Annotated in this window: 9 protein-coding genes; 3 read left to right on the top strand and 6 right to left on the bottom strand. The window is 71.4% G+C overall.

Going from position 1 to position 25,244, the window contains the following annotated elements:
- Positions 1–5: 5 nt before the first annotated feature.
- From D892_RS0132900 to D892_RS44640, 6 genes are read right to left on the bottom strand one after another with little or no spacing between them, the layout of a single operon-like run.
- On the bottom strand, positions 6–1,253 hold the full coding sequence (locus D892_RS0132900; RefSeq protein WP_024805325.1) for an acyl-CoA dehydrogenase family protein: 1,248 nt from the start codon (positions 1,251–1,253) through the stop codon (positions 6–8).
- A gap of 36 nt (positions 1,254–1,289) precedes the next feature.
- Positions 1,290–2,291, bottom strand: coding sequence for an LLM class flavin-dependent oxidoreductase (locus D892_RS44140; protein WP_024805324.1), 1,002 nt, complete (start codon positions 2,289–2,291; stop codon positions 1,290–1,292).
- Positions 2,288–4,042 (bottom strand): ABC transporter ATP-binding protein, encoded by a 1,755-nt coding sequence (locus D892_RS0132890; RefSeq protein ID WP_024805323.1) that lies wholly within the window; start codon positions 4,040–4,042, stop codon positions 2,288–2,290. Before D892_RS0132890 ends, D892_RS44140 begins: the two co-directional genes overlap by 4 nt.
- Positions 4,039–4,923, bottom strand: a complete 885-nt coding sequence (locus D892_RS0132885; RefSeq protein WP_024805322.1) for an ABC transporter permease — start codon at positions 4,921–4,923, stop codon at positions 4,039–4,041. The genes D892_RS0132890 and D892_RS0132885 overlap by 4 nt, the downstream gene beginning before the upstream one ends.
- Positions 4,920–5,876, bottom strand: a complete 957-nt coding sequence (locus D892_RS0132880) for an ABC transporter permease (protein WP_024805321.1) — start codon at positions 5,874–5,876, stop codon at positions 4,920–4,922. The genes D892_RS0132885 and D892_RS0132880 overlap by 4 nt, the downstream gene beginning before the upstream one ends.
- Entirely contained in the window at positions 5,873–7,444 is a 1,572-nt protein-coding gene (locus D892_RS44640) for an ABC transporter substrate-binding protein (protein ID WP_198037045.1), read from the bottom strand. Before D892_RS44640 ends, D892_RS0132880 begins: the two co-directional genes overlap by 4 nt.
- A gap of 371 nt (positions 7,445–7,815) precedes the next feature.
- On the opposite strand from D892_RS44640, the gene D892_RS42690 reads away from it, so the two are divergent.
- From D892_RS42690 to D892_RS42685, 3 genes are all read left to right on the top strand, one after another.
- A complete protein-coding gene (locus D892_RS42690) occupies positions 7,816–16,983 on the top strand; it encodes a type I polyketide synthase (protein WP_051499986.1) in 9,168 nt (3,055 codons plus the stop codon).
- A gap of 300 nt (positions 16,984–17,283) precedes the next feature.
- Complete coding sequence (locus D892_RS0132865; protein WP_024805319.1) at positions 17,284–17,961, top strand: alpha/beta fold hydrolase; 678 nt, start codon at positions 17,284–17,286, stop codon at positions 17,959–17,961.
- 119 nt (positions 17,962–18,080) lie between these two features.
- On the top strand, positions 18,081–25,238 hold the full coding sequence (locus tag D892_RS42685; RefSeq protein ID WP_084161320.1) for a type I polyketide synthase: 7,158 nt from the start codon (positions 18,081–18,083) through the stop codon (positions 25,236–25,238).
- Positions 25,239–25,244: the final 6 nt, after the last annotated feature.

The raw sequence follows: 25,244 nt of genomic DNA, 5'->3' as shown, positions 1-25,244 counted from the left end.
CGCCGTCACGCTCCCTGGCCCTGCGGCCGCAGGAACGCGTTCGATCCGCCCGGCGGCGGTGTGCCGTTGACGTAGTAGTCGCCGAGCACCCTCTCCTTGAAGACCCGCGGGTTGTGCGAGGCGAGCGTGCGCGCGTTGCGCCAGTGCCGATCCAACCCCGCGGACAGCGCGGTCGCGGAGGCGCCGAGGGCGTCGAAGACGGTCCCGGTGACCTCGAGTGCGGCCTCGATGACGACGGTTTGCGCCTCGTGGGTGCGCACCGTGGCTTCGACCAGCGCCGCGTGCTCGTCCTCGTCCCGGAGATGGGCGAGCGCGACGGCGTCCAGTGTCGCCGACTGCTTGTCGAGAGCGGCGTCGGCGGCGAACACCCGGGTGGCGAGCAGCCCGATCCGCTGCTGAAGCAGAACGTCCTGCGCCGGAACGTCGTTCGTGCCCAGCGGATAGTTCCTGGTGCGCTTGCCCAGCGCCGCCGCGCCGTCGCGGAACGCGGACCGCGCGATGCCGGTCAGTACCGCCAGCAGCGCCGTCTGGTAGAACAGCCCCTGGTAGGCGAAGCGTTCCTCGGCGGGGAAGATTCCGTGCTCGTCGACGACGGCGTCCCGGTACCGGGCCGATCCGCTGGCGGTGGTCTGCTGCCCGAAACCCTCCCAGTCGTCGACCAGTGTGACGCCGGGCTGATCCCGCGCGACGAGGGCGGTGATCAGCCGGTCGTCCTCGTCGCGGCCGATGACGTCGAGCCAGTCGGCGTACAGACTGCCGGTGGCGTAATACTTGTCGCCGCTGAGGCGGGTGACGCCCGCGTCGGTGCTGACCCGGGTGGCGATGTCGGTGAACCGGGCGTTGTTGGCCTCGGTCCAGCCGCCGCCGACGAATTCGCCGCGGCGGAAGCGCTCCAGCCAGACCGCGGTCGCCGGATGTTCGGGGGAGTTCAGCCGGTCCTCGACGAAGGCGAGATGGTTGCGGAAGACGTGCGCGACATTGGGATCGGCGGCGCCGAGCTCGGCGAGCAGGGCGAACAGCTGGCGCAGGCTCGCGCCGTCGCCACCGTATGCGCGCGGTATCCGCAGCCGGGAGAATCCTGCGTCCACCAGCCAGCGGACCTGGTCGTACGGGAATTCGCGGGCGCGCTCGCGGGCGGGGTTGCCTTCGGCGATCCGGTCGAACAGCGGCCGGTAGGTGGCGGCGAGCGCGGCGGAATCGGCGTCGGGGCGGGTCAGCAGCGATCGCAGATCGGCTGATGCGGGTGCTGCCATGGGCGTGGTTCCTTCGAGGGTCGGAGCGGTGGGCGGTCAGCGGTAGGCGGCGGGCGAGGGAGCGGGGAACGCGGCAGCGGCGGTGGGTAGCGGGTCCGCGGGCGCGGCGAGGCCGAGCGCCTCCCGGAGGGTGTGCCGGTGGCCGTCCACCCGGCCGGGACGTCCGATCAGCTCGGTGGCGGTGCGCAGCAGGCGTTCGGCGGTCCGGGCGGGCGGCCGCGGATCGGAGGTGCGCAGGAGGATCCCACCGGCGCCCGCGGCGAGCAGGCCCGCCGCCGCGGCGGGCGCGTCGGCGGGGACCTCGACCAGCAGCGGTGCCTGCCCGGGAGCGTGGGCCAGCGCCGCGGTGGCGGTCTCGGGGTGGGGGAGCGCGCCGAGCACGACGAGGTCGGCAACGCCGGTGGGGCGGTCGGCGCCGGTCGGATCGGTGCCGTACCAGCCGAGAATCGGCGCCCCCTGCACCGATGCCGGAATGCTCATCGGCCCCGCCGTGGCGGCGGCGCCGCGGTGATCGACCTGGCGGATCCGGTCCGAGCGCACTAGGATGCCGGACCTCTTGTCGCCGACGATGCTGTCCAGCGGCCAGCTGTGCCACAGGCCGGTCAGCGCGCGGGCGGTGTCGGCGGTGGTCTCGGGCCCCAGCGCGGCCCGGTGCCCGAGCCCGGCTCCGCTCCACGCGTCCGGCGTGCGTCCCCGGGGGTCGTGGTCGCCGAGCAGGACTCCGGCGCGGCCCCGGGTGAGATGGTCCAGCGACAGCACGCGGCGGGCGAGGTTGTAGGGCAGGTCGATGTGGGCGGCCGCGGCCACCACGACCGCGGGCCCGCCCGCCGCGGCGAGCGCGGTGGCCAGCAGGCTGGGGTCGAGGTCGCCGGCGGGTGGGCGGGGGACGGGCACACCGAGCCGATCGATCCCGATCACCGCGAAGACGGCCGGATGCTGTCTCCAGGCCGCGAGCAACGCCGGGTCGTCGAGGATCGCCGACGCCTCCTCGGTGGTGGTCGCGGGCACGACGAGCGGGCCGGTGCCGGGAGCTGTCATGGGACCTGTGCCTTTCCCGCCTGTGTCTTTCCCCGGCCGAGATCGGCCGCGAGCAGTGCCTTGGTCGCCGTGGAACGCGTGCTGCCGGTGAGATTCTCGGTCTCGAACTCGTCGGCCAGCCTGCCGTCGGCGAGCACCCCGATCCGGTCGCTGACCCATTCCACGAGCCCGAGCCCGTGGCCGATGAATACGCAAGTGAGACGGAGGCGTTCGCGCAGATCGAGCAGCAGGTCGATGATCTCGGCCTGGGTCGATACGTCCAGCGAGGAGGTCGGTTCGTCCAGGATGAGCAGTTCCGGCTCGAGGGCCAGTGCCCGCGCCATGCAGACGCGCTGGGCCTGCCCGCCGGAGAGCTCGTGCGGGTGGCGTTCGGCGAATTCGGCAGGCAGGCCGACCCATTCGAGCGACCGGGTCACCGACCCCGCCGCGGTCTTGCGGTCCCGTCCGAACCGGCGCAGCGGCCGGGCGATCTGTTCACCCACGCGCACCCCGGGGTTGAGGGAGCCGACGGGATCCTGGAACACGTACTGTAACCGCGCGCGCAGCGGCCGCAGGGCCGCGGGCGACGCGCCGGCGAGGCGATGGCCGTCGAAGACGACCGCGCCCTCGGTCGCGGGTAGCAGTCCGCCCATCACCCGTCCCAGGGTCGATTTGCCGGACCCGGACGGACCGATCAGCCCGTAGATCTCGCCGCGCCGCACCGCGATCGAGACGTCGGTGACGGCGCTGACCTCCCGTTTCGGCAGCCCGGTGCCGAACCCGCCCACGGTGAAGCGCTTCGACACCGACTCGAGGACCAGGATCGGTTCGGCGTCGCCGGTAGGTGCGGTCGAATCACTCTGTGCCGGTGCGGTTTCGGCGGAGGACAGTCGGCGTGGCCCGTGCCACGCCGGGAGGCCGGCCCGCTTACCGAGCCGCGGCACCGCCGCCAGCAGCCGCCGGGTGTACGGGTGTTCGGGCGCGGTGAGCACGGTGTCGCGGGGGCCCTGCTCCACGACCCGGCCGCCGGAGAGCACCACGACGGTGTCGGCCATGTGCGCGACGACGTCGAAATCGTGGGTGATCAGCAACAGCGACGACCCTGTCGCGCGCACGACATCGCGCAGCAGGTCCAGGATCTGGCGTTGCACCACGGTATCGAGCGCCGTGGTGGGCTCGTCGGCGATGAGCACGGCCGGTTCGCCGAGCGCCGCCAGCGCGATCGCCACCCGTTGCCGCATGCCGCCGCTGAGCTGGTGCGGGTAGGACGCCAGCACCCGTTCGGGGGCGTCGAACCCGACCCGCTCCAGCCACGCCGCCGCCAGTTCGCGGCGTGCCCGGCGGGATTCACCCGGGCGGTGCCGGACGATCACCTCGTCCAGTTGCGCGGCGATCCGGTGCGCGGGATCCAGTGCGCCCAGCGGATTCTGGAACACCATGCCGATGCCCGCGCCGCGATAGGCGGCGCGCCGACGCTCCGCGAGCCGGATCAGGTCGACCGGATCCCCGTCGCGCCCGCGGAACCGGACGCTGCCCGCGGTGAGCTTCGCCGCCCGCGGCAGCAGTGCGATGATCGCGGCCGCGGTGAGGCTCTTGCCGGAACCGGACTGCCCGACCAGCGCGAGTACCTCGCCGGAGTCCAGGGCGAAGGAGACCCCGGAGACCGTGGGGGCGTCGGGATCGTCGCCGGGGAACGCGATCGCGAGCCCGGCGACCTCCAGCACGGTAGTGAGCCGCGCGTCGGCGACGGTGTCGTGTTCGGTGAGTGTCATCGCGCCCTCCGCCCGATGCGCGGGCTCGACAGATCGTGCAATCCGTCACCGAGCCAGTTGCAGGCCAGGGCCACGACCATGACCGTCAGCCCGGGAATCACGGCCACGTACATGTGCCCGGACAGCACGACTTTCGCGCCGGAGGCGATCATCTGCCCCCAGTCGGGCGTGGGCGGCTGCACGCCGATACCCACCGCGCTCAGGCTCGCGGAGAACACGATCATGGTGGCCACCAGGCCCGTCGCGTAGACGACGATCGCGCCGGCCACGTTGGGCAGCACCTCACGCACCATCAGCGTCGCACGGGTGGCGCCCAGGGCGACCGCGGCTTCCACGTACTCCCGGCCGGTGTGCTGTTTGACCTCGGTGAACACCACGCGGGTGACATACGGCACGACGGCGAAGACGATCGCGACCACGACGACCGCGGGGCCGGGGCTCAGCACCGCGGCCAGCGCCACGGCGACCAGGATGACGGGGAAGGCGAACACCATGTCGACGATCCGCATCACCACACCGCTCACCCGCGGGCCGGAGAAACCGGCGAACAGCGCGGCGATCGAACCGAGCACCGTCGCCGTGGCCACCGCGGCCGCGGACAGCAGCAGTGAGGTGCGGCCGCCCCAGAGCAGCCGACTGAGCAGATCACGGCCCAGTTCGTCGGTGCCGAGCGGATGCCCGGCGCTGCCCGGGGACAGGAACTTCGCGCCAGGGTCGGTGGCGAGCGGATCGTAGGGCGCCAGCACCGGCGCCAGCAGCGAGACCACCACCGCCGAACCGATCAGGACGGCCCCGGCAAGCAGTTGCGCGCTGTACCGCCGCCGTCCGGCGCGGCGCGGGGCCCGCAGGGTGAGAGTGCGCGGGGTGAGGGCGAATGTCATGGGGCACCACGCAATGTCGGATCGAGGGAGTCGACGATCACATCGGTGATCAGGTTGACGAGCAGGTAGCACAGCGCCACCAGGACGATTCCGCCCTGGATCACCGGATAGTCCTTGCCGTTCACGGCATTGACCAGCTGGGTGCCGATGCCGGGCCAGTTGAAGACGATCTCGACGAAGAAGACGCCGGTGATCAGGGTGCCGATCTCGAGCCCGGTGATGTTGACGATGCTCGGCAGAATATTGCGAACGATGTTCTTGCCGTAGATCGTTCGCAGCGGCACTCCCTGCGACCGGAACGTGCGGACGTAGTCGGTGACCGTCTCCCGAATGACCCCTATCCGCACGAATCGGGCCAGCACCAGCAGGGAGATCAGCGCCGACGACACCGCGGGCAGCACCAGATGTTCGACCAGATCGGGGAATCCGCCACCGCCGCGCGACCGCATCCCGCTGACCGGGAACCAGCCCAGGTGCAGCGCGAACACGCCGATCAGGACGAGGCCGAACCAATAGACCGACAGATTGCTGCCGACCTGGACCAGCAGCATGACGCCGCGGTCGATCCAGGTGCCGTGGAAGAATCCGGCCAGCATCCCGATCAGCGTCCCGAACACCACGCACACCAGGGTTCCGGCCGCCGTGAGGATCAGCGTGTTGCGGAACGGCGGGATCAGGATGTCGAACACCGGTGTTCCCAGCGTCAGCGACACTCCGCCCCCGTCGGCGAACAGGTTCTTCACCCAGACGAAATACTGTTCCCACAGGGGCAGATTCAGCCCGTAGGTGGCGCGCAGCTCGTCGAGCTGCTCGGGGGTGTAGCGCGAGGCGAACTGGGATTCGACCGGATCACCGGGGGTGAGCGCGCCGAGCAGGAACGCGAGCACCGAGACGAGCACCAGGATCGGCGCCATGTTCAGCAGCCGGAACCCGGTGTGGCGCAACAGTGTCATCGCGAACCCGTGAGCCGGACCGGGGACAGGTCGTACCAGTTGGTGGTGGGGAACACGAACCCCTCGACGTTCGGCCCGGCCGCGTAGAAGCGGTTCTGGTTGACCACGGGGATCGCCAGGGCGTTGTCGCGGAACTGTTGTTCGGCCTTGCGCCACAGCCCGATTCGCGCATTCGCGTCGGAGGTGTGCAGTGCCGTCCCGATCGCCGAGGTGACCTCGGGATAGCGCGCGGGGTCGAGGCCGCGGTTCTTCAGGCCGTTGTAGGCGTTGTACAGCCACTCGGCATCGGTCTCGCCGAACTCGTCGATGCTCAGGCCGTCACCGGGCTGCGGGTTGTAGATGCGGGCCGAATAGTTGACCCGGTCCAGGCTGACGATGTCCAGCTCGACGCCGATCTTCTTCAAGCTCGCCTGCAGCCACTGGGCCAGATTGTCGTTCGCCACGTCGACGACCAGGTTGAAGCGCAGCTGCCCCGGTCCGAAACCGGCCTCCGCGAGCAGTTTCCGGGCCAGCTCCGGGTCGTACGGGAAATCCCGGACGGCCGGATCGTAGGCCTCGTTGCCGGGCGGGAGGATCGAGTACTGCGCCGTCGCGTAGCCGTTGTAGACCTCCCGCGCCAATGCCTCCCGGTCGATGCCGTGGGTCAGCGCCCGGCGGACCCGGTCGTCGCCGAACACGGGATTGCGGAGGTTGAAGGTGAAGAACATCACCTCGGCGCCGGTACCGCGCGGAACCTGGAACCCGGCGCCTTCCAAGGGCTGCACGTCGTCGGGCGGCACATAGCTGATCAGGTCGACCTCGCCGTTGCGCAGCGAGGCGACCCGGGTCTGGTTGTTCGGGATGATCCGGAAGGTCAGGGTGTCCGAGTTCGGTCGCCGGCCCCAGTACTTCTCGTTGCGTTGCAACACGATCCGGTCACCGATCGCCCGGGAGACGAACCGGTACGGTCCGGTGCCCTCCGGATGGTCGGCGAATCCGTTGTTACCGTACTTCTCCCACACCGCCGGGTTGCCGATGGCGAGGGTGTACATCGACTGCGCGAGGATCCGCGGGAATCCGAGGAACGGCTCGGCGAATTCGAAGGCGTAGGAGTGGTCGCCGGTCGGGTGCGCCGCGCGCAGGTTGCCGAACCACACCTTGACCCTGCCCGCGCTCTCCTCGTCGAAGAACTCGTAGTTACGGTCCCACACCCGGCGCACGTTCTTGTCCAGCGCGGCCGCGTCGAACGGGGTGCCGTCGTGAAAGGTGACGCCCTCGCGCAGCCGGAAGTTCCACACCCGGCCGTCCGGGCTGTGGTCCCAGTCGGTGGCCAGCACCGGTACCAGTCCGGGGGTGCCCGAGGTGGCGGTGAGGTCCTCGCCGATCAGCGGTTCGAAAATGTGGCGCGATATCCGGTAGGTCTCCCAATACGTTTGCCGGTGCGGATCGAGCCCCCGCGGTTCCAGATACAGGCCGGTGATGAATTCACCGCCCTCGCCCGGGTCGCTTCCGCCCGACGAGCACCCGGTGAACAGCACCAGAGCCGCGAGCCCGGCCGCGATCAACGCGTTCCCTTTGTTTCTACGCACGGGGTGACACACTCTCCTCGACCGGTAACGTCCCTCCGGCCGAGTAACATAACCCGGTCGGAGGCCGGTTTCACGGCATCGAATCAGCGTGATTCATTCTCTCGCGGTAACGTTCGGTAACATTGGGTAACATTCACGACCGGAAGTCCGCACCCGGTCGGGGGGATGTCATGTCTCCGATTTCCGATATTGTTGCGATTACCAGCACGATTCCGAATCCCGAATTCGTACGGTATCGGCCGGATATCCGCGCAATTCCTACGATGGTGTGGGCGCGGATTCGGCCGCGGGATCGCGATGGTTCCACATTCGGAACCCGTGGCGGAAGATCCGCGAATTCGGGACGAATCCTCTGAGGGGAAGTGGTCGTCGTGACGATCGATGACAGCGTGACTCCGGGCGTACGACATGCGTACGACGACGGCGCTCGAGGGGCCGGTATTCCGCTGATCGAGCGGCTCCGGGCCGGCCACGGCTACGCGCTGGCATTCGGTGGGCAGGGCGTCTCGTGGCTGGAACCGTGCGCGGAGATATGCGACGACCACGACCTGACCGGGGAGATCGCGGAGGTGGTGCGCCACGCCGCGGACGTGCTGGCGCCGATCGCCGGACAGCTCCTGGTCGCGGCCCCCGCCGGGTTCGACCCCGTCGCCTGGTTCCGGGCGAGCGACGATCTCGCGGGAGGGTCCGTGGGCCGCCCGTCGGTGTCGGTGCTGCGCTCGCCCGCCGTGTCGGTGCCGGGGATTCTGCTGAGCCAGATCGCGGGCTTGCGGGCGCTGGCGCGGCACGGACTGGATCTTGCGCGGACCCCGCCGGTTTCGCTCGCGGGGCATTCGCAGGGTGTGCTGGGCGTGGCCGCGGCCGCCGACCGTGGCGCCGATCCCCGTCTGCTGGCGATCGCCCGGCTGATCGGTGCCGCGGGTGCGCGAGCCGGACGACGGCTCGGGCTCGTCGTGCTGGGGGAGCGCACCCCGATGGTCGCCGTATCGCACGCGGACCCCGACGAGTTGCGCGCGGTCGTGGCCGAGGTCGCCGAGGGGCTCGACCCTGTTGCGGCGCCGGTGGTTTCGATACGCAACGGCCGGCGTCACGCGGTGCTGTCCGGCCCGCCGGAGCAACTGGAACGGGTCGAGGAACGGTACACGCGGCGGACCGCCGAGCGGGTCGCGCGCGGGCCCGGCGGCGTGGGCCGTGCCCCGGAGTTCGAGCGGCTGCCGATCGACCTCGCGTTCCATCACCCGGCCCTGGGCGAAGCCGTCGAGCTGGCGGCGGGCTGGGCGGAGCAATGCGCTCTCGATGTGGCCCTGACCCGGACGCTCGCCCGGCAGATCCTGGTGGATCCGGTCGACTGGCCCGCGGCCGTGGCGGGTGTGCCGGAGGCCGGGGCGCGGTGGGTGCTCGATGTGGGTCCCGGCGACCTGCTGACCCGGCTGACCGCGCCGTCGTTGCGCGGGTCGGGCATCGGAATCGTGCCCGCGCTGACCCGCGCCGGGCAGCGGAGCTTGCTGACTCCCGGTGCGGCTCCGGCGATTTCGCCGTCCTGGAGCGAGTTCTCGCCGCGTCCGGTCGCGTTGCCGGACGGCCGGGTGGTGACCGAGACGGCCTTCACCCGGCTCACCGGCCGTTCCCCGATCCTGCTGGCGGGCATGACCCCGACGACCGTGGATGCCGGGATCGTGGCGGCCGCGGCGAACGCCGGGCACTGGGCCGAACTCGCCGGCGGCGGTCAGGTCACCGGCGCGGTGTTCGCCGATTCGGTGGCCCGGCTGCGGAGCCTGCTGGAGCCGGGCCGCGCGGTGCAGTTCAACGCGCTGTTCCTCGACCCGTACCTGTGGTCGTTGCAGCTGGGCGGCAAGCGGCTGGTGCAGCAGGCGCGGGCGGGCGGCGCGCCGCTGGACGGGGTGGTGATCAGCGCCGGCATTCCGGAACTCGACGCCGCGGTGGCCCTGGTCGAGGAGCTGACCGAGGCGGGAATCCCGTATGTCGCCTTCAAACCCGGCACCGTCGCGCAGATCCGGCAGGTGGCCCGGATCGCGGTCGAGATGCCGGGGCAGCCGATCATCGTGCACATCGAGGGCGGCCGCGCCGGCGGGCACCACTCCTGGGAGGAACTGGACGAGCTGCTGCTGGAGACCTACGCCGAACTTCGGCTGCACCCCGGCGTCGTGATCTGCGCCGGAGGCGGAATCGGCACCCCGGCGCGGGCGGCGGACTATCTCACCGGAGCATGGTCGCGGCCGTACGGGCGGCCGCCGATGCCGGTGGACGGGGTGCTGGTCGGCACCGCCGCCATGGCCACCGCCGAGGCCACGACCTCGCCACAGGTCAAGCGGCTGCTGGTGGAGACGCCCGGCACCCCCGACTGGGTCTCGGCAGGCGCGTCTCGCGGCGGAATCACGTCCGGCCGAAGCCATTTGGGCGCCGATATCCACGAGATCGACAATTCCGCGGCACGCACCGGCCGGTTGCTGGACGAGGTCGCCGGGGACGCGGCGGCGGTCGAAGCGCGACGGGACGAGATCATCGCGGCGCTGAATCGCACCGCCAAGCCGTACTTCGGTGACCTGAGCGCCATGACCTACGCGGCTTGGCTGCGCCGCTACGTCGAACTGGCCGCCGGTGTCACCGGCCCGCCGTGGCCCGATGTCTCCTGGCGCGACCGGTTCACCGCGATGGCGCATCGCACCGAGGCCCGGCTGCACCCGGCGGACCGAGGCCCGATTCCGTCTCTGTTCGCCGATCCCACCCTGTTCGACCGGCCCGGCGACGCCGTCACCGCACTGATCGGGGCGTATCCCGACGCCGAGACGACCGTGCTGCACCCGGCCGATGCGCACTTCTTCGTCGCGCTGTGCCGGACTCCCGGAAAGCCGGTGAACTTCGTCCCGGTGCTGGACTCCGAGGTCCGGCGCTGGTGGCGGTCGGATTCGCTGTGGCAGGCGCACGATCCGCGCTATGCGGCCGACGCGGTGTGCGTGATTCCCGGCCCGGTCTCGGTCGCCGGAATCACCCGGGTGGACGAGCCGGTCGGCGAGTTGCTCGATCGGTTCGAGCGGGCGGCCACCGATGCCGTCCTGGCCACCGGCGCGCGGCCACTGGCGGTGGCCGCCCGCAGGCGGTCCGGCGAGGCCGGTGCCACGACCGACGTCGTGCTCGGTGCGCCGGACCTGTCCTGGGCCGGGAGGCTGGTGCCCAATCCGGTGCGCCGGCTCGGTGCCCCCGACGCGTGGACGCCCGGGCGGGGCGGATCACGCAGCCACCCGCCCACCGGCGCGACGCTTCGCGAGATCTCTTCCGAGCGAGTCGAATTGGAAGTTCCGCTGACGCCGGGAGCGCGGCTCCGGATCGGAATCGGCGTGCCGCCGTCCGCCCGCGCCGGCGGCGCTCCGGTGGTGACCGCGGCCGATGCCGAGGCGGCGATGACCGGGCTGCTCGAGGTGGCGGCGGGCGGACCGGTCCCGCAGGTCCGGATGAGCGACGGCCGCTGGGTGGCGCACCTCGACCTGGCCTGGACGCCGGATGTGCTCGCCGACCACGCGGGTGTGCTCGACACCGGATTCCCGGACGCGGTGGCCGTTGCGGGCGGGACGGCGCCGGATGTCCTGGTCGGCGCCTGCTGGCCGGCGGTCTTCGCGGTGCTGGGCGCCGTTCGCGGACCCGGGCCCGCCGCCGCCGTCGAGGGTCTGCTCGATCTGGTGCACCTCGATCATCAGGTGCGGCTGAGCGGTGAATGGCCCAGCGCCACCAGCGTTCTGACCGTGCGCGCCGAGTCCGGTGACGTCGTCGACACCGAATCGGGACGGGTGATCGAGGTTCATGTGCGAGTCGGCGCGATCCTCGACGACGTGGGGACCGGGCTGGAGAACCCGGTGCTCGCCACGCTCACCGAGCGATTCGCGATCCGTGGCCGCACCGGTCCCGGCGCGCCCGCCGACCCGCCGCAGGCCGCGGGGACACGGACCACCGTGACGCGCGACACTCCCCGCAGACGCCGCCGGGACCTGCGGGTGGTGGCGCCGGCGAGTATGGCGGCGTTCGCCGAACTGTCCGGCGACCACAACCCGATCCACACCAGTGCGGCCGCGGCGGCACTCGCCGGCCTGGACGACGTGATCGTGCACGGGATGTGGCTGTCCGCCGCCGGTCAGTACGCGGCCGGCGGTGCCGGGCGACCGGCTGCCCGGGCGGTCACGGCGTGGACCGCGAGATTCCTCGGAATGGTGCGGCCCGGCGACACCATCGATATCCGGGTCGACCGGATCGCGGCCGACGCGGGCGCCGAGATCGTCGAGGTGTCCTGCCGCGTCGGCGACGAGCCGGTCATGTTGGCCACCGGTCGCCTGGCGCCGCCGCCGACGGTCTACGCCTTTCCCGGGCAGGGCATCCAGCGGCAGGGCATGGGGCTGGACGCGATGGCCCGATCGCGCGCGGCCGGGGATGTCTGGCAGCGCGCGGACGCGCACACCCGGCGAGTGCTGGGGTTCTCGATCCTCGCGGTCGTCCGCGACAACCCGGCCGCGGTGCGGGCGGGTGGCATCGAGTATCGGCATCCGGACGGGGTACTGCATCTGACCCAATTCACCCAGGCGGCGCTCGCCACACTCGGCGTGGCACAGGCGGCGGAGCTGCGTGAGAGCGGGGTGTTCGTCGAGGGTGCCGTCTTCGCCGGGCATTCGCTGGGTGAATACGTCGCGCTGGCCGCGGTGGCGGAGGTGATTCCGCTGGAAACCTTGCTGGAGATCGTATTCCAGCGCGGACAGGCCATGGATCAGCTGGTGCCCCGCGACGCGGACGGTCACAGCGAGTACGGAATGGCGGCGATCCGGCCCGCCGCGATCGGCCTCACCGACCGTGACGTCGTCGCCTTCGTCGCCGGCGTCGCACAGCGCGCCGGGGAGTTCCTCGAGGTGGTCAATCTGAACCTGCGCGACGCCCAGTATTCGGTTGCCGGCACCGAGGCCGGTCTGCACGCCTTGGCCGCCGAGATCGACGCGCGCCGTGGCGGATCCGGCGGGGAACGCGCCTTCGTCCGGATTCCCGGCGTCGATGTGCCGTTCCATTCGCGGGTGCTGCGCGCGGGGGTGGCGGAGTTCCGGGCGAAGCTGGACGAACTGCTGCCCGCCACGATCCGGCCGGAAGTGCTGGTGGGCCGGTACATTCCGAACCTGATCCCCGCGCCGTTCACCTTGGAACGTGAGTTCCTCAGCGCGATAACGGATCTCGTGCCGTCGGAACCGCTGGCGGCCGTCTTGGACGACTACGACGAGTGGGCCGCGCGCCCCGCGCAGCTGTGCAGGATCGTGCTGATCGAGCTGCTGGCCTGGCAGTTCGCCAGCCCGGTGCGCTGGATCGAGACCCAGGATCTGCTGTTCACCGACGAGGGCCGCGGTGGCCTGGGCATGCGGCGGTTCGTGGAGGTCGGGCTCGCGGCAGCGCCGACGCTGGCCAATCTGGCCGCCCGTACACTGCGTCTTCCCGGATTCGGTGTCGTGGAGGTGCTCAACGCCGAGCGGGACGCGGCCGTCGTTCTCGGCACCGACGCCGACCCCGTCGACACCGAATCTCCGGACACCGAATCTCTCCAGATCGAACAGCCGCAGATCGAACAGCCGGCCGCCGACGTTCCGCCTGTGCCCGACGCTTCCGCCGATGTCGTTCGGCCCGAGGATATTCCGTTCACGGCCGCCGACGCGACCACGGTTCTGATCGCGTTGTGGACCAAGCTGCGGCCCGATCAGATCGGTCCCGCCGACACCGTGGAGGGACTGTGCGACGGGGTCTCCTCGCGCCGCAACCAACTGCTGGTCGACCTCTCGGCGGAACTGTCCGTCGGTGCGATCGACGGTGCGGCCGAGGCGGATACGGCATCGCTCGCGGTCACCGTGCGGAAACTCGCGCGGACCTATCGGCCGTTCGGATCGGTACTCACCGAATGGCTGAACGACCACCTGCGCCGGGTGCTCGGCCCGTCCGGCCGTCGGCCCGCCGCGATCGGCGACCGGCTGCGCACGGTGTGGGGGCTCGGCGACGGCTGGACCGGGCACGTGACCGCCGAGCTGGCACTCGGTACCCGCGAGGGCACGAGCGTGCGCGGCGGTGAACTCGGCGGGCTGGTGCCCGGACCACTCGGCGACGGCGCGGCGGTGGACGCCGCGGTGGACGCCGCGGTCCGGGCGGTGGCCACTCGGCACGGCGTCGCCGTGTCCCTGCTCGCCACGGGTGGCGCGGCCGGTGCGAGCGTCGACCCCGCCGCGATCGGCGAATTCGCCGAGCGGATCACCGGTCGCGACGGTGTGCTGGCCGCGGCCGCTCGCCTGGTGCTGGATCAGCTCGGCCTCGCCGAGCCGAGCCGCCTGGAGAGCGCCCCCGATACCGGCGTTCTCGACGCGGTCTCCGCCGAACTCGGCCCGGACTGGCCGCGCCTGGTCGAGCCCGCATTCGACGCGGACCGGGCGGTGTGCCTGGACGACAGGTGGGCCGGGGCGCGTGAAGATCTCGCGCGGGTGTGGTCGTCCGGCGTGATGCTCGATCCCGCGGGTTTCGCGGGCACGGGGGAAAGCGTTGCGGCCCAAGCACAATGGTGGCGAGACCGGGCCTCGGCGGCGGGCCGGGACGAACTCGCGAGCGCTTACGTGAGGATCGCGCGCGCGGCTCGCAGCGCCGAGCCGGGGGAGTTTGCCGCCGATATCGCCGTGGTGACCGGCGCGAGCAAGGGCTCGATCGCGGCCGCCCTCGCCGGTGGCCTGCTGGCCGGTGGTGCGACGGTGATCGCCACGACCTCGCGCCTGGACGACGAGCGGCTCGCCTTCTATCGCGAGCTCTACCGCGACCACGCCCGTGGCGGCGCCGCACTGTGGGTGGTTCCGGCCAACCTGGCGTCCTACCGGGACGTGGACGCGCTGATCGAATGGATCGCGAATCCGCGGGTGCGGTCTGCCGGTGGTACCTCGCAGGTGATCAAACCGGCGTGGACGCCGACGCTGCTGCTGCCGTTCGCCGCGCCGCGGGTGTCGGGCGATCTCTCCGAGGCGGGTGCTCGCGCCGAGACGGAGATGCGGCTGCTGCTGTGGACGGTGGAACGACTGGTCGGCGGACTGTCGAGGATCGGTGCGGACCGCGACGTGGACGCGAAACTCCATGTGCTGCTGCCGGGTTCGCCCAATCGCGGAGTGTTCGGCGGAGACGGCGCGTACGGCGAGTCCAAGGCGGCGCTGGACGCGGTGGTCGCGAAGTGGCGCAGCGAGCGAACGTGGTCGCGGCGGGTGACGCTGGTGCACGCGCTGATCGGCTGGGTCCGCGGCACGGGGCTGATGAGCCACAACGATCCGCTGGCCGCCGCGGTCGAGGACCTCGGCGTGCGGACCTGGTCCGCCGAGGAGATGGCGGCCGAACTGCTGGCGCACTGCTCGGCCGAGGCCAGAACGGCGGCGGCCACCGGGCCCCGGCATGTCGACCTGACCGGAGGACTGGCCGGCGTGGAGCTGGACCTGAGCGCGCTGGCCACCGCGGCAACCGGCGACACCCGTCCCGGCGCCGACCGGGAGCCGGAGCCTGTCGTCGCCGCGCTGCCGTCGCCGCCGGTGGCCGGCCCGACACCGCGCATCGCCGAATGGGGCACGGTGACAACGGATCTCGCCGACATGGTGGTGATCGTCGGGGCCGGTGAGCTGGGCCCGTACGGGTCCGCGCGAACCCGCTTCGAGATGGAGGTCTCCGATCGGCTGTCCGCGGCCGGGGTACTCGAACTGGCCTGGACCACCGGTCTGGTCACCTGGGAGAACGACCCGGCGCCCGGCTGGTACGACACCGATACCGGCGACCCGGTACCCGAAGCGGAGATCGCCGAGCGCTACCACGACGCGGTGCTCGCCCGCACGGGGATCCGGAGCTATGCGGACGACGGCGTGCTGGCCGGCGATACGGTGCCGCTGCTGGCCTCGGTGTTTCTGGAGCGGGACATGACGTTCACCGTCGGCAGCGAGTCCGAGGCGCGCGCCTTCGCCGCCGCGGACGGCGCGAACACCGTGATCGCGCCGGTACCGGACTCCCGCGACTGGACGGTGATCAGAAAAGCGGGCACCGAGATCCGAGTGCCTCGGCGCGCCGAGATGACCCGCACCGTGGGCGGGCAGATCCCGTCCGGATTCGATCCGCGGCGCTGGGGAATTCCGCCGGACATGGCCTCCGCGCTGGACCGGCTCGCGGTGTGGAACATCGTCACCGCCGTGGACGCGTTCGTCGGCGCGGGATTCGCCCCGGACGAGCTGATGCGCTGGGTCCATCCCGCCGCGGTCGCCAACACCATGGGCACGGGCCTCGGCGCGCTCGCGGCGATGCGATCGAGCTACCTCGACAGACTCCTCGGCGAGGAACGACCGAACGACATCCTGCAGGAAACCCTGCTCAATGTGACCGCGGCACATGTGGTGCAGTCCTACATCGGAAGCTACGGCGCGATGGTCCATCCGGTCGGCGCCTGCGCGACCGCCGCGGTCTCGGTGGCCGAGGGGGCGGACAAGATCCGTTTCCGCAGAGCCGATTTCGTGGTGGCCGGCGGCATCGACGACCTGAGCGCGGAATCGGTCGGTGGCTTCGCGGACATGTCCGCCACCGCCGACTCCACGGCGCTCGCGGCGAGCGGAATCGCCGAACGAAGGTTCTCCCGGCCGAACGATCGGCGCCGGGCGGGTTTCGTCGAATCACAGGGCGGCGGAACGGTTCTGCTGACCCGCGGGGACCTTGCACTCGAACTGGGCCTGCCGGTTCTCGGCGTGGTCGCGTACGCGGACTCCTTCGGCGACGGGGTGCAGACGTCGATCCCGGCGCCCGGCCTCGGTGCCCTGGCAGCGGGACGCGGCGGGGAAGAGTCCGAAGTCGCGGCGAACCTGCGCGGCCTGGGCGTGACGCCGGACGATATCGCGGTCGTGTCGAAGCACGACACCTCCACCGCGGCGAACGACCCCAACGAGTCGGACCTGCACGAACGCCTCGCCACGGCACTGGGGCGTACGGAAGGCAACCCGTTGTTCGTGGTATCGCAGAAGTCGCTCACCGGGCACGCCAAGGGCGGGGCGGCGGCCTTCCAGCTGATCGGGCTGTGCCAGGTGCTGACGACCGGCGTCGTCACGCCCAACCGCAGCCTCGACTGTGTCGACGACGCGCTGGCCGCGCACGGGCGCCTCGTCTGGGTGCGGGAGCCCCTGGAGTTCGGGGAGTCCCTGCCGTTGCGGGCGGGCCTGCTCACCAGTCTCGGCTTCGGGCACATCTCCTGCCTGATCGCTCTCGTGCATCCGGAAGCATTCCTGCGCGCCGTGCCCGGGGAGCGCATCGAGGAGTACCTGTCCAGGTCACAGGCCCGCCTGCTGGCCGGACGCAGGCGGCTCGCGGACGCCATGTGTGGTGGCGCGCCCCTGTATCGGAGGCCCACCGGCCGGCTCGGTCCCGAAGGCACGTCCGCCGCGGACATCCGATCCGGGGAGGCCGCCACGCTGCTGTCACGGGATGCCCGCCTGACCGCGGACGGTGTGTACCGGCCGTGACGGGACTCCGGTGCGCCCGGTCCGCCGGCGGCCGAATTCACGAAATCGGCGGAAATGCAAGTATTAAATTTCGTGATGATTTATTTTTTCGGATACCCCGTGGATACTTTACCTACGAGTAAACGGCCGGCAGAACACCTGATCGGGGGGATCCCGAACGGTCGGATTGCGCTAATATTCATCTCAAGAATTGTGATCGAAAGTGCGATGTCTCCCCGATATTTCCCGACGATGTGGAGCCGGGTGCCGCCGGTTGATCGCAGTCGTTGCACGACCACAACTCTCGGGGGTTGACGACCGATGAGCACAGCGCTACTCATTCCGGGCAGCTTCGAAGGCGAATGGGTGTACGAAGAAGTAGCCGAACGCCTGACCAGGGACGGGCATCAGGTGTTTCCGCTGACGCTGAGCGGGCTCGAGCCGGACCCGGCGCGCCGCCCGGCGGGCTCGGCGAATCTGGACGACCACATCGCCGATGTCGTCTCCTTCGTCACCGAACGTGACCTGGACGACCTGGTGCTCTGCGCGCACAGCTACGGCGGGATGGTGCTTCGCGGTGTCTGCGCGGCACTGCCGGAGCGGTGCCGCGGCGCGGTGTACATCGATGCCTTCCTGCCGGAACCGGGCGAATCCTGCTGGATGTTGCTCAACGATTCCCTCCGTGCGGGTTTCGGGCAACTGTCCGCCGCCGACGGGCGTGCCCTGCTGCCGCCGCCCGGTGCGGATCCGCGCTCGGCTCCGCACCCGGTGCCGTCGCTGTTGCAGGCGAGCCGGGCGGAAGCACCCGCCCCGTGGATCCGTCATGCGTACATCTATGCCGCCGGCTGGCGCGCCACTCCGTTCGCGGCGACCTACGAGCGGTTGTCCCGCGACCCGGATTGGGAGACCTACAGCGTTCTCGAGGACCACGAGATAATGCGCAGCAACCCGGAACTGATCGCGGATCTACTACACAAGATCATGGTGAACTGGAATTGATCCCCGCATGTCGTCGCCCCATTGTTCCCCCGTGACCGCGATGTTCCGATGACGGCCCCGGCCGCATCGTCGATATTTCGCGAGTTGCCCATTATTCAGCGCAGCGGAGGATTCAGCCAATGTACCGATCATATGTCGAGCTATTGACCGCACGATATTCCGAGCAACCGGACCGGCGTGCCTACCGATTTCTGGAATCCGGTGATACGGACGGTCCGATCTCGGAATTGACCTACGCCGAACTGGGCCGGCGCGCCCGGGCGGTGGCCGCGTACCTGCAGGCCGAGGGATGGTCCGGCCGGCGCGCTCTGCTGCTGTACCCGCCCGGCCTGGGGTTTCTGGCGGGCTTCTACGGGAGCCTGTTCGGGGACGTGGTGGCGGTTCCGGTGCCACTGCCGCAGTTCCACGAGTCCGACCGGTCATTGCGCCGCCTGCACCAAGTGATCGCCGATGCCGAGATCGACCTGGTGCTCAGCACTCGGCAGACCATCGACGGGCTGGCCGCGGTCGCCGACCGGCTCCCGCAGCTGGCGAGCCTGACCTGGATCGCCACCGAGGAGATCCCCGACGATCTGGCCTCTGCCTGGCAGGACCCGGACGTCGGGCCGGAACGGACGGCGTTCCTGCAGTACACCTCGGGCTCGACCTCGGCGCCGAGCGGCGTGGTCATCAGCCACGGCAATCTGCTGCACAACCAGGAGGCGCTGGCCGCGGCGATGGGACACACGCCGGATCAGCTCGCCGAACGGGCCGACCGTGACTGGTTCGTCAGCTGGCTGCCGGTCTATCACGACATGGGACTGATCCTGCCCGTACTGCACGCGGTCTACCTGGGCTCCAGCACCGTGCTGATGTCCCCGGACCATTTCGTGCAGAAGCCGCAGCGGTGGCTGGAGGCGATCTCGCACTACCGGATCCACACCGCCGGCTGCCCCAACTTCGGCTACGAACTCTGCGTCCGCAGGGTCGCGCCGGAGGTGCTGCGGCAGCTGGATCTGAGCTCGTGGCGGGTTGCGTTCAACGGAGCGGAACCGGTGCGCCCCAGCACATTACGCCGCTTCGCGCAGGCCGCGGCGCCTGCCGGTTTCCGGCGGGAAGCCTTGTTGCCGGTCTACGGGCTGGCCGAGGCGACGCTGCTGGTGACCGGCGGCGTGGACGGCGGTGTCGAGAGCGAGCCGGTGATCCAGGACCGCCGCGCGCAGGGCGAATCGGAGTGGGTGTCGTCCGGACGGCCACCCGAGGGCATCGCGCTGGCGATCGCCGATCCCGAACGGGGGGCCGAGCTACCGGACGGCACGGTCGGCGAGATCTGGGTCGGCGGCGACAGCGTCGCGCAAGGCTACCTGGGGAACGAGGCCAAGACCAGGGCGGTATTCGGTGCCGCACTGACCGACGGGCGCAGTGGTTTCCTGCGCACCGGGGACCTCGGATTCCGTTCGGACGGACACCTTTTCGTCACCGGCCGGATCAAGGACCTGCTCATCGTCGACGGCCGCAATCATTACCCGCAGGATCTGGAGCTGACCGCCGAGAACGCGCACCCGAGCGTGCGGGCGGGATGTATCGCGGCATTCACCGTCGACGACCCCGAGCGCGGCGAGCTGCCGGTGGTCGTCGCCGAGGTGAAGGCTACCGAGCGCGCGGAATTGGCCGAGATCACCACCGCGGTGCGCGCCGCGGTGGCGGTGGAGCACGGGCTGACCCTCGACGGGGTCGCCCTGGTCCGGCCGCGCACCATCTTCAAGACGAGCAGCGGCAAGATCGAACGCAGGGCGACCAAATCCGCGTATCTGGCCGGTGAACTGGCACTGGTCGCCGGGACCACGGCGATACCGGCCACGGACATATCGGAACCCGCGGAGCCGACGCATGCGGAGGACATCGCGGACTGGCTGGCGCGCGCGGTCGCCCGGGTGACGGGCCTGGAGACCACCACGATCGACCGGGACCGGTCGCTGGCAGAGTTCGGCCTGGGATCGCGGGCCCTGGTGGAACTGATCGCGGAACTGTCCGACCACCTGGGCACCGACATCGATCCCGCGCTGGTATTCGAGCACCCCACCGTCGCCGCGATCGCGACGACGGTATCGGAAGTGCCGGCGGCGGCACAGCCTCCCGAACGCGCGGCACCCCCGGTGGGTGTCGAGGCCGATACGGGTGTTCCGGACTCCGACGCGATCGCGATCGTCTCGCTGGCGTGCCGGTTTCCCGGCGGAGCGGACGACCCCGACGCACTCTGGCGGCTGCTGGCCGACGCCGTGGACGCGGTGGGGCCGGTCCCGGCCGGACGCTGGAGCACGGCGGGGCTGGTCGATACGGATCCGGACGCCGTCGGCACCGCCTACACCACCGAGGGCGGCTATCTCGATCGGATCGACGAATTCGACGCCGCGTTCTTCGGTATCACCGGGCGCGAGGCGGCGGCGATGGATCCGCAGCAGCGCCTGCTGCTGCAGACCGCGTGGGAGGCGTTCGAACGCGCCCGGATCGATCCCGAGCAGCTGTCGGGCACGGCGACCGGCGTCTATGTCGGCCTGTACGACAGCGGATACCTGGACGGTGCGCGGCCCGATCAACTCGACGGATACGTCGCCACCGGTAACGCGGGCAGCGTCGCGTCGGGCCGGATCGCCTACGCCCTCGGGCTGCAGGGCCCGGCGGTGACCGTCGACACCGCCTGCTCGTCGTCCCTGGTGGCGCTGCATCAGGCCGCCCAGGCGCTGCGTGCCGGCGAGTGCGATCTCGCGCTGGCGGGTGGTGTGAGCCTGCTGGTGACGCCGCGATCGCACATCGAGTTCAGCAGATTGCGCGGGCTGTCGCCCTCCGGCCGGTGCCGGCCGTTCGGCGCCGATGCGGACGGCATCGTCTGGTCGGAGGGCTGCGGGCTCGTGGTGGTCAAGCGGCTGGATGCCGCACTGCGCGACGGGGATCCGATCCTCGCCGTCCTGCGCGGCTCGGCGATCAACCAGGACGGCCGCAGTCAGGGATTGAGCGCCCCCAACGGAGTCGCGCAGGAGAAGGTGCTGCGCGCGGCGTTGTCCGCGGCTCGGCTGCGCCCCGGCGATATCGACTACGTGGAGGCGCACGGAACCGGCACCCCGCTCGGCGATCCGGTCGAGGCGCGGGCCCTGGCCCGGGTGTTCGGCCCCGGCAGGCCCGCCGACCGTCCGCTCGGCGTCGGCTCGCTGAAGTCGAACATCGGCCACACCGGCGCCGCGGCCGGTATCGGCGGGGTGATCAAGGTCGTGCTGGCGTTGCGGCACGGCCGGCTGCCCGCGTCGCTGCATGCCGGACACCCGACGCCCCGGATCGACTGGAACGCAAGCGGATTGGCGATCCGGACCGAGGCCGCCGACTGGCCCGCCGGTGACCGTCCGCGGCGCGCGGGCGTCAGCGCGTTCGGGATCAGCGGCACCAACGCCCACGTGATCCTGGAGGAGCCGCCGCGGCCCGCGAACCCGGGACCGGATGTCGCGGTCACCGGCGCGACACGCTCCGCCGGTTTGTTCGTGCTGTCCGCACGGAGCGAACGAGCCCTGCGGGGGCAGGCCCGCCGGCTTCTCGACCGGCTGTCCGGAGATCCGGCGCTGCCGCTTGCCGGAGTGGCCCGTTCGCTGGTCCGGGATCGGGCCCGCCTCCCGCACCGCGCGGTGGTCGTGGGGGACCGGGACGAGCTGGCAGAGGGACTGGAGGCTATCGCGGACGGCACACCGGCACCGCAGGTCGTGGTGGGTGACGGTGCCCCGATCCGATCCGGCAAGGTCGCCTTCGTATTCCCGGGCCAGGGTGCGCAGTGGGCGGGCATGGCCGTCGACCTGCTCGACGACTCTCCGGCCTTCGCCGCCGAACTCGCCCGCGCCGATGCCGCGATCCGCCGGTACACCGGATGGTCGGTGACCGCCGTGCTCCGCCGTAGCGAGGATGCCCCCGCGCTGCGCGGCGACGACGTCGTGCAGCCCGTGCTGTTCGCGGTGATGGCCGCGCTCGCGGCGCAGTGGCGGTCGCGCGGTGTCGAACCCGACGCCGTGATCGGGCACAGCCAGGGGGAGGTGGCCGCCGCCTACGTTGCGGGCGCGTTGAGCCTGGCCGACGCGGCGGCGATCGTGGTACTGCGCAGCCGGGCGCTGCCCAAGATCGCGGGGACCGGGGCGATGGCCGTGGTCGGGTTGCCGGAGCACGAGGTGCTGGCCCGGTCCCGGCCAGGTGTGGCGGTGGCCGCGGTCAACAGCAGACTGGCCACCGTGGTGGCCGGTGACCGCTCCGCCGTCACCGCGCTGCTCGACGACCTGGCACGCGCGGACGTGTTCACCCGGCTGCTCGCCGTGGACTACGCCTCGCACACCGCGCACGTCGAGCCGCTGCGTGCGGCGCTGGCGGCCGACCTCGAGGGAATCATCGCGCGCCCCGGGGATATCGACTGGTACTCCACGGTCACCGGGGAACGGTTCGGCGCCGATCCGGTGGAATCCGGGTACTGGTATCGCAATCTGCGCGAACCGGTGCGCTTCGCCGCGACCGTGCACCGGATGCTCGAGGACGGGTACCGGTACTTCGTCGAGCCGAGCCCGCATCCTTCGCTGACGACCGCGGTGCGGGCGGTGGCCGAGGACGCGCGGCAGGAGGTGGTCGCGGTCGGATCCCTGCGGCGGGACCGGCCCGGAGCCACATCGCTCGATCTGGCGGCGGCCGAATTACACACGGGCGGAATGGAATTGGACTGGAATCGGGTATTGGTGCCCGCCGCCCCGGTCGAGCTGCCGACCTATGCCTGGGACACCGCGCGGTACTGGATCGAGCCGCGCCGGGCGTCGGCCGTGGATTTCGGCCTGGCGGCGACGGGCCATCCGATCCTCGGCGTGGTGGTGCCGCGTCCGGAGTCCGGCGCGGTCGCGCTCGCGGGCAGGTTGTCTCGCCATGAACATCCGTGGCTGGCCGACCATGTCGTGCTGGGCCGGGCGATCGTGCCCGGCGCGGCCCTGGTGGAGTGGGCCGTCCGGGCCGGTGACGAGGTGGGCAGCCCGGTGGTGCGGGATCTCGTGCTGCGGGAGCCGCTGGTGGTGCCCGCCGACGCCCCCGTGGCCGTGCAGGTGATCGTCGAGGGCCCGGGGGAGGACGGTGAGCGTGCGGTCGCCGTCCACTCGCGCGTCGACGACGGCACCGAGCGTTCCTGGACGCTGCACGGCGAGGGCGTTCTGTCGCCGTCGGGTGGCACGGCCGGGGCGGGGCCTGTCGAACTCGCCGACTGGCCACCCGACGGTGCGCTCCCGGTCCCTGTCGAGGGGTTCTACGAGCGCCTCGAGGGACTCGGGTACGACTACGGGGCCTCGTTCCGGGGCCTGCGTGCGGCCTGGCGGAGCGGCGACGACCTGTTCGCGGAGGTCGCGCTGTCCGGAGCCGCGCCGCCGGACCGGGGCTCCGTCATCGACCCGGCGCTGCTGGACACCGCGCTGCACGTGCTCGCCCTGACGCATACCGCGGCGGAGCCGGATACCGAGGCCGAGCCGGATACTGCAGCCGAGCCGGGGACCGTGCGGCTGCCGTTCACCTGGTCGGGGGTCACGCTGTATTCGATCGCGGGCCGGGCACTGCGGGTGCGCGTGCGCCACGGTAAGGGCGGCCGCGTGCGTGTCGATCTGGCCGACGGCACCGGCGCCCCGGTCGCCGAGATCGAGGAGCTGACGCTCGCGGCGGTGCGCGCCGATCAGCTCAGCGCGGCCGCCCAACCCGCGCCGGACGCGTTGCACGCCCAGGATTGGGTACCGATAGCACAGCCCGCCACCCCGGATCCGTTCGCGTGGACCGATATCGGGGTCGAGCGCGACGGTGCCGGGCAGCCGGTGCTGACCCTGCGCGGCACCGATCGCCCGCTGCCCGGCGGTGCGCGCTCGGCCACCGCCGAGGCGCTGGCCTCGGTCCAGAAGTGGCTGCGACGCGCGGACCCGGACGACATCCTGGTGGTACTCACCCGCCGGGCCGTCAGCACCGGCGAGGACGAGGATGTGCTCGATCCGGCCCACGCACCGGTGTGGGGGCTGTTGCGGGCGGCGCAGGCCGAGCACCCCGAGCGCCTGGTCCTGGTGGATCTGGACGACTGGGACGCGACGCCGGCAGCGGTCGCGGCCGCCCTCACGGCCGGAGAGCCCCAGCTCGCCCTGCGCTCTGGTACGTGGCTGGTGCCGCGGCTCGTGCGCCTGCGATCCGGCGAGCCGATCGGCTCGTGGTGGCCCGCCACGGCGGACCCGGAGGGCACGGTGCTGATCACCGGCGGCACCGGTGCTCTCGGCAAACTCCTCGCCCGCCACCTGGTGACCGAGTACGGCGTGCGGCATCTCGTGCTGGCCGGCCGCTCCGGTGGTGCCGCGCCCGGAGTGTCCGAGCTGGTCACGGAGCTGGCCGGGGCGGGTGCGCGGGTGCGGGTCGTGGCCGCCGACCTCTCCGACCGCGCCGCGGTCACCGGCCTGCTGGCGGAGATCCCGGCGGCCAATCCGCTGACCGCGATCGTGCACGCGGCCGGAGCCCGGACCGATGCGCTGTTCACCGCCGTGGCCCCGCGTCACGTGGCGGAGACGTTCGATGCGAAGGTCGACCCGGCGTGGCTGCTGCACGAACTCACCGCCGACCGTGACTTGGCCGCGTTCGTCCTGTTCTCCTCGGTGGCAGGAGTTCTCGGCTCCCCCGGGCAGGCCGCCTACGCCGCGGCCAACACGTTCTTGGACGCGCTGGCCCGGTACCGGCGGCACCGGGGCCTGCCCGCCACCGCACTGGCCTGGTCCCTGTGGCAGGAGCCGGGCGGGCTGACCTCCGGCCTGACCACGACCGACCGTGCCCGGCTCGCCAGGCTGGCCGGCACGGCCCTGACCCCGGCCGAGGGCCTCGCCCTGTTCGATGCGGCCCTGCGCACCGGCCGGTCCCTGCTCGTGCCGGCACGTCTCGGCGCCGCCGGGCCGGGCCCGGCGCCTGCCCGGCCCCCGGCCTCGACCGCGGGTTCCGGACTCGGCGCCGAGCTGTCGGGGGCCGCGCCGGAGGAGCAGGAACAGATCATCCTCACGGTGATCAGGCAGCATCTCGCGGAGATCGTCGACCACACGGATCCGCGGGCGAACCGGGACGGGCGGACGTTCACCGAAATCGGAGTGGACTCGCTGGGCTCGGTGGAGTTCCGCAACCGGCTGCAGGTCGCGACCGGCCTGAAACTGCCGATCACGGTGACCCTCGAACACCCCACACCCGGCGACCTGGCGCGGTTTCTGCGCACCAAGCTTGGAGAACGAGGGTGATGGGTG

The organism is Nocardia sp. BMG51109, from assembly GCF_000526215.1.
GTDB lineage: Bacteria > Actinomycetota > Actinomycetes > Mycobacteriales > Mycobacteriaceae > Nocardia.
This window is presented reverse-complemented; position numbering and strand designations above follow the sequence as displayed.

Excerpts from the sequence above, each read along its gene's own strand:
- D892_RS0132865 (WP_024805319.1), top strand. The coding sequence starts at position 17,284 with ATGAGCACAGCGCTACTCATTCCGGGCAGCTTCGAAGGCGAATGGGTG.
- D892_RS0132890 (WP_024805323.1), bottom strand. The coding sequence starts at position 4,042 with ATGACACTCACCGAACACGACACCGTCGCCGACGCGCGGCTCACTACC.
- D892_RS42685 (WP_084161320.1), top strand. The coding sequence starts at position 18,081 with ATGTACCGATCATATGTCGAGCTATTGACCGCACGATATTCCGAGCAA.
- D892_RS0132880 (WP_024805321.1), bottom strand. The coding sequence starts at position 5,876 with ATGACACTGTTGCGCCACACCGGGTTCCGGCTGCTGAACATGGCGCCG.
- D892_RS0132900 (WP_024805325.1), bottom strand. The coding sequence starts at position 1,253 with ATGGCAGCACCCGCATCAGCCGATCTGCGATCGCTGCTGACCCGCCCC.
- D892_RS44140 (WP_024805324.1), bottom strand. The coding sequence starts at position 2,291 with ATGACAGCTCCCGGCACCGGCCCGCTCGTCGTGCCCGCGACCACCACC.
- D892_RS0132885 (WP_024805322.1), bottom strand. The coding sequence starts at position 4,923 with ATGACATTCGCCCTCACCCCGCGCACTCTCACCCTGCGGGCCCCGCGC.